5 protein-coding genes are annotated in these 6,979 nt (G+C 56.7%); all 5 read right to left on the minus strand.

Features of this window, described 5'->3' with window-relative positions; all coding sequences use genetic code 11:
- Positions 1-344: 344 nt before the first annotated feature.
- Complete coding sequence (locus QZ305_RS11420; protein ID WP_294732103.1) at positions 345-1,652, minus strand: zinc-ribbon domain-containing protein; 1,308 nt, start codon at positions 1,650-1,652, stop codon at positions 345-347.
- Positions 1,649-2,377: a hypothetical protein gene (locus QZ305_RS11425; RefSeq protein WP_290071423.1), complete on the minus strand. Its 729-nt coding sequence runs from the start codon at positions 2,375-2,377 to the stop codon at positions 1,649-1,651. Before QZ305_RS11425 ends, QZ305_RS11420 begins: the two co-directional genes overlap by 4 nt.
- Positions 2,352-3,905: a hypothetical protein gene (locus QZ305_RS11430; protein WP_294732107.1), complete on the minus strand. Its 1,554-nt coding sequence runs from the start codon at positions 3,903-3,905 to the stop codon at positions 2,352-2,354. Before QZ305_RS11430 ends, QZ305_RS11425 begins: the two co-directional genes overlap by 26 nt.
- Positions 3,880-5,727 (minus strand): hypothetical protein, encoded by a 1,848-nt coding sequence (locus tag QZ305_RS11435; protein ID WP_294732109.1) that lies wholly within the window; start codon positions 5,725-5,727, stop codon positions 3,880-3,882. Before QZ305_RS11435 ends, QZ305_RS11430 begins: the two co-directional genes overlap by 26 nt.
- The coding region (locus tag QZ305_RS11440; RefSeq protein ID WP_294732110.1) for a site-specific integrase at positions 5,708-6,979 on the minus strand (1,272 nt) is incomplete at its 5' end. The genes QZ305_RS11440 and QZ305_RS11435, both read right to left, overlap by 20 nt.

The following is a 6,979-nucleotide window of genomic DNA, read 5'->3' on the forward strand; positions in this document are numbered from 1 at the left end:
AAACGCCTTATTTTGTCGTTTTGTCACAATCCGTGCAGAACACAAACCATAGATTCCAATGGTTTTGTCGTTCCAGATTTGTGTATCCCGGGATCTGGGTTCTTTTCCTTTCTTAAATTTTTATTTTTTGTTTTGGGATAAAAAAGAGGGCTTCTGTATCCGGGACGCTCATTAAAAGCGGCCATATATACAAAAAGCCCTCTGGTTTTCAGGTTCCATATTCAGTTGTCATCCAGCCCCATTGTTAAGTGGGGGAGCGTATCCTTATCTTCATAGGTTTCCTCCATATATTCAAAAAGCCGTATCCAGGATAACCGGCTCCCTGTGCTGTGTTATCTCCATATTTATATCAGCCTCGACTGCCTGTGAATCCTCCCATCGCAAAACGGGCAGCCTGTCCCTTTCTGGCGGACCTGGACTGTGCACTGCCAGTGGTGGCCTTTTTCACAGACCCACCAGACTTTCCTTGTTGAAAACGGCCTGACCTGCTCCGGTGTAAGCCCCATATTTCTCTGGCAGTCCCATTCCCTGGCCAGCCTGGGGCTGTATGTCGCAAGGTCGGATTCCCCCGGGATGACCGGGTGCCGGTCCAGCAGGCGCGTGCAGACAGGGCAGCCGCTCCCTGCGGCCCGTTCATAGACCTCCGCTTTCCAGGAGTGCCCTTTCCTGCATCTCCACCACACTTTCTTCCGGGTCTGGTACATGACGGTCTCCGGTGTGGATCCCTGGTTTTTCCCATAGTCCCATTCCCCGGCCAGCTCCGGATGGACTGATGCCAGGTCATTTTCGCCCGGCAGCACTTTCCGGTTCCCGCAGTACGGGCAGCCGTTCCCGCGTCTCCTGCCCGGCAGTTTCGCCTTCCAGGAATGCCCCTTTCTGCACCGCCACCAGATATCCTTCTGGCTCCCGGCGGTTATCTCCGATGGAAGGAACGTATTTTTTTCAAAATCCCATTCATCCATAAGCTCCGGGCACCTGCTCTGCGCGTCATTGAAGCCCTCCAGAATCTTTTTGCCGCAGCAGTAGGGGCAGCCGCATCCATTTCTCCGGTTGGAGATCTTTGCTTTCCATGAATGGCCGCAGCGGCCAGTCCACCATACCGACCGTTGGCTCATGCCCGTGACATCCTCCGGCCTTAAGCCCCCGTTCCTTTCATGGTCCCATTGTGCCGTAAGCTCCGGATCCGCTGTCGCAAGGTCATTGAACCCAGGCATCACTTTCCTGCCAGCACAGTAGCGGCAGCCTTTCCCAGCCGCCCGGCTTGATACCGCCGCCTGCCAGCTGTGCCCTTCTGCACAACGCCACCAGACCCTTTTTGCAGTGCCTCCGGCAACATCCTCAGGACGAAGGCTCCCATTTTTGCCAACATCCCATTCCTCCGCAAGCAGAGGGGCCACTGTCGCAAGGTCATTTACTCCGGGGATCAGCCGGTTCCCAGCGCAATACGGGCAGCCAGCCCCGGCCGTCCGGCTGTAGACGGCGGCCATCCAGCTGTGTCCTTTACGGCACCTCCACCAGACTTTTTTCACGGATCCCGGCTGCACGTCTTCCGGCGTCAGTCCCTTGTTCCTTATCCCGTCCCATTCTTCCGCAAGGGCGGGATTCCTTGCCTTTAAGTCTGTCTGTCCCCTGATCAATGGGTACTGGTTCATTCTTCTGCCTGCCTCCTCATCTCATCAAGGAGCTGTTCCTCCCTGGTCTTTGGTTTTTCCTTCGCTTTCTGTGCACCGCCGAACGGGTCGGGGCGTGTCCCTTCTATCAGGTCCCCCAATGCCGCCTGCGTCACGTTCCCGGCAGTCCTGACTGGAAGATGCGCTTCCTGCATCAGCTGCCTTGCCAGGTCAGGGTACAGGTACTTCTCCAGCATCCTGCGGAGGTACGCATTCTCCCTCCGCAGCCCTCTGTTTTCTTTCTCTAATGCCCGGTAAAGTTCCTCTGACCGCTGCATTTCCTTCTTCATCACCCCCGCCTGCTTTTCGGATTCCGCTTTCCGTGAGACTGCGTTCCTGTAGTTTATCTCCATCTCTGTATATCTGTCATAGACGGATTTCCAGTACGCATCCATGTCGTTCAGCTTGCCTTTTAAATCCGAAAGATCCTGGCAGGTCCTGACCAGGCCGTCAGCATCAATGCTTTTATATACCAGCAGTGCATCGGTTCCGGTCCTGGAAGCCCCCGCCTTCAGCTCGTCCAGCCGCCTGCGGACGCCCCTGTTCCTGCGGAATTCATACTCTTTAGCAGGGACGCCCTGCCTCCCGGCATACTTCGCCAGGTCCGTAAACCTGATGTCCCTCGCATTGCCGCAGGCCACATCCGCATAATACTTTTCCAGTATGCTGACCAGCAGCGCTTCATCTGTCTTGTTTGGTCTTGCCATTTTTCTCTCCCTCCATCTTCCTCTCCAGCGCTTTCCTGTAACACGCGCTGCTGTTCTGCAGCCGCAGGAGCGCGGACGTGATATCCTCCTGCGCACCGTTCCCGCGGCGTACCTGTTCAATCATCTCCATCAGAAACATCCCGTCCTCATCCACTTTTTCCCGGAATCCCTCCTGGACGGCAAGCCTCAGCCCATCCTGGTCAGGATAGTAATGGATGCAGTTCCTGCAGTCGCCGAAATGCCCGCCTTCACGGTAGTTTTTCATGCATTCGGAAATATCGCCTCCGGGGAGGCCTGCATAATCACAGTGCCCGCCTTCCACCTCCGTCATGCCATGCCTGTCCCCCATGCGCAGCTTCAACGATCCGTCCAGTGTGACCTTCCCACGGTTCTCACGGTATTTCTCATAAACGGCGCTCTCCACCACAGCAGAAAGGTTCGCATAATAGCTGGCACTGATATCAATGCTCTCATGGCCGGCCAGCTCCCTGCATATCACAGGGGAACCGCCGGACAGGATCAGGTTTATCATGGCAAGGTGCCGTGTGTCCCCGAGGCTGACCGGATAATCCGCACTCCCTGTCACCTTCTCCTTGAATTCGCCAAGCCTGCGGCGCATCTGGCAGTAAGTCATATATCCCAGCTGTGTCGCACGTGCCGGGGAAAATAAAGTGTCTTTTTCATGGGGGCGGCGTTTCTCCCCAGCCGCTTTATAAGCGAGGATCTCCCCCGCAAGCCATTCCGGCACCTCGTATTCATGGAGGGTATAATCCGCATGGATCGTGTAGCCGACTTTCTGCAGCCTTTTCTTCAGTCTTGTCCGGCGTACAGTAAGGATCCACCTCCCATCCCGGTTATAGATACAGTCGCCTGGCAGAAGGAGGAATTCCGTCGCCCGCAGGGGCAGGATGCTGGTAAGCCTCCACCAAAGGTATGCCGGGAAAAAGTAGTCCTTTGTGTCTTCACCAGCAGTTCCCCAGAACTCATTGACATACCGGTCAAATCTCAGGTAATACCGGAAATCCGCCAGCTTCCTCGGTTTACGGGCCCATCCGTCCAGCGTCCGGTTTTCCTCGATCCGCTCCATGACGGCCCCTATGTACCCGGGTGAATCAGGAATCATACCCAGGAACTGGAGTGCATGGCTGATATGTACATCCCATGTGCATGCTTCCCCGAATCCACAGCACCCCAGCCTGACCAGGGAGCTGCTGACCCCGGCAACCGAACTGGCCGCCATTGTCCCAAGCAGCAGCACTGTATAGGACTTCACATAATCCAGGAAGCACCCCTCGTCACAGCCGGTCCACTCCTGGACTGTGCCGCCACCGGTCTCGAAGCGGATGTTCCTGCGTTTCACTTCATCCGTGATCCGCCATTCCGCATCCGGGAATGAGCCCCTGTCGATCACTCCTTTTGCGGCATACTCGGCAAATTTCCTCTCCGCCTGCAAGCGCGTTCCGGTGTCCATTTCACGGATGAGCAGCACTTTTGTATACCCTTTATGCATCTGCACATCTGCTATCATCTGTATCTTTCAGCCTCCTTTCCAGCATCCCTGTCATGGTCTCCATATCCGCGCCGGGGTAAAGCATCGGAAGGCTTTCGAGCATCTGCCCGACAGCCGGTATGATCCCTCTGGACAGGATGTTTTTCAGGCGTTCCCGTTCCGGCCCGGATGCCCTGTTTTTCAGTTCCGTTATCGCGGTGTATTCCTTCATCAGCAGATGGAAGGCCGCTTTCGTAAAGATCTCATAGCCGCAGCCGATGCAGCCGCCCCTGAGGGAGTCGCAGCAGGGCATCCCGACAGCAGTACGCAGGCAGAGCGTCTCCGGCTGCCTGGATGCCGCCGCGCCGCTTGCGGCCATCTGCAGGGCATCCCCGAGCCTGCCTTCCGGGATGGACGCGACAATCTCCCGGCTGGCCTCCAGTGACCGTTCGACAAGGAGCGCGGCTTCTTCCAGCTGCCCGGCGTCCAGGCCAATGCACCGGATCAGTTCAGTCTGCCGCGGGACATCCAGCCGCCGGTATCCGTCACCCGCATACCTTTCCAGCAGCAGTGCCGGAATGAAGCCAAAGATGCCCCTCTCAAACATTTCCCGCAGGATGAATTCCGGGCGGTATCCGGAAAAAGCAGCATCCTTCAGGTAGATATCCGTGATCCCCGGCAGGGCGCCGATCCCTCCCTTGTGGCTCCTGGCAAGGGCCGCGAGCATATATCCCTTCGGCCTGCCAGGCCCGTCCGCCGTCACCAGCTCGATCCCCTGGAGATAGGACTTGTTCGCCCTTCTGGTCTGGAACCTCCGCTCTCCAAGCGCTTCTATGAACTGCGTGCCAAAAAATCTCCTGATCGATACAATGTCCTGGACTGGCCGTACCAGGGGCTCGTTTTCTTTATGGTGGAGGAGCTTTATGGTAATGATCAGCCCCATGGCCGCTTTCAGTGATTCCGGTATAAATAACTTCAGCTCCGGCACACCCTGGTACCTTTCTGTCTTGGATGGGTACATCGGCAGGTATTTCAGCCTCAACAGCAGCTCTTCTGAAACGCCCCTGGCATCCGCATCCCGGTAGCTTCCGGAGCGGAGCATCCCTTCCACCGTGTCCGGCGGGTAGGGCAGTGATGGAACCGGCAGCCGGGTGATGTCCGTCCGCCTTAACGCCCCCAGGAAATGGAGCGCCGCAAAGAGCCACAGGTCGGCATAGCGGACAGAATCCAGGGCTTTTATGACCAGCCCGTTCGCCTCCCATGATGCCTCATTGAATACGCAGTACGCCATCACGCTGAATTCCCTGACCGGATAAGCCTCTTTCCGTATTTCCGCCTGCCGCCTGGGATGGATGTCGTATCTGCAGCTGCTGTCCCCTGACACCTCCGCAGCAAACTTCGCAAACAGCTTTGTGCTCCTGACGGGAAGCATTTCCGATGTCTTTTCCATAAGGCAGTCAAGCTCTTCTGCACTGTATCCGGACAGCTCACGGCCGCAGGCAGAAAGGATGAAATCAAGTATCTTCCACCCGCTCGGTTCATCGCTGATCCCTTCCCGGGCCACAAACTTCCGGTAGCGCCGGCATGTCTCCGGCAGCTTCCCGCTGTATGTATCCAGCAGGACCGACAGCTTTTCCCGCGGTGTTCTCTGATAAGCGGACAGCCACAGGCGGATCGGGCCGCGCATGCTTTCGTAGTCGCTGACCGCCATCTCCCTGCCGCTGCCTTCCGGGGCCTGCCCGAACCATCCGTTCCTGTCCAGGAACCCGAGGAGGTCATCCCTGCACCTGCAGATGTCCCGGTATGCCGACTGCACCTGCGCCGCATCTTTTAAGACCTCATCAAACAGTATCATCTTCAAAATCCCCCCATCCTGACACGAGCATGGTCACCAGACGGTCACTGGATGCCTCCAGCTCCCTTGTAATGTCACCTTTGTTCTGGAGATACAGGAACGAGCTTTCCGGGCTGCTGTCACCCCTCCAGTACTGGATGCTCCCGATATCCTCGCCCCTGAGTACGAGCTGGACCGTGAACCAGTGGCGCAGCGCATGTGTCCCAAGCTGGTTCTCATACAGTACCTGTCCATAGAGCCTCAGTTCCGGGTCGCTGCTCTTTATCAGGTATGGGCGGAGATGCCCATCCACCAACTCACGGAACCTCGTCCGGTAAGTCTCATAGGTCATGGCTTCCCCATTCCTGTTGATGAACATGGGGCAGTAGTCCCTGTCGAACTCCCGCCCGGAAAGGAACTCCCTGTGCAGCTCGTATGCCTTGCAGAAAGCCCCCAGGAATGCGGGGTAGACACCCTGCCTGCGCTCTTTCTTGATCATCCCGACCTCAACGTCATCATCCCGTATCCGGATTTCCTGTTCAACATCGACCACGGCGCTGACTACACGCCCGCCAAGCTCAGTGAATGTGATCCCCCTCCCCAGGGGGCTGCATTCCTGCCGCACGCTGCATACCTCCCCGGCGCGCAGCCCCGCGAATGCCTGCAGGCAGAGTCCGAAGGCGATGTCCCTGGCATAACGGAAAGCCATCGGGATCAGTACCTCAAAGGCTTTATAAGGGATATCCCGAAAGATCTTTTTCCTCACCGGCATCCCGGAAACCTGGAACACGGGGACTGCTTTAAGGAAACGCCGCCCATGTCTGTCATACGCGGCTTCGTCGCGGTACAGCTCCGGACGGGTGACCTTCATAAACCCGCCGAACTTCCATACAAGGTTCGCCATAAAAGCAGTCACAGCGCCGATACATTTGGTGATGCTGTCCCTTCCCCGGTAGTCCCCGTCCGCTTTCTTTTCCGCTGCATAATAGTCAAAGTATTCCTGCAGCATCTCCGCTGTAATGCCGAACACATGGCGGATCCCGAACCTCTTTCCATTGTCCACCAGGACATAGTTGAGCATCCCGCAGATGTAATACAGCTTCTTCTCCGCATTCGATGAGATCGGCTTATACACCTTGAAGCCCGCATAGTCCTGAAGCCTTGTGAACCGGGAGATGACACCATAGCCATTCCGTACCACTATGAATGACCTGGAATAGACCACCCCGTCTTCCGTTGCTGTCCGGATGGTATACACTCCATACCTCTGGATCTGTTC

The sequence above is a fragment of the uncultured Faecalibaculum sp. genome (assembly GCF_910588395.1).
GTDB lineage: Bacteria > Bacillota_I > Bacilli_A > Erysipelotrichales > Erysipelotrichaceae > Faecalibaculum.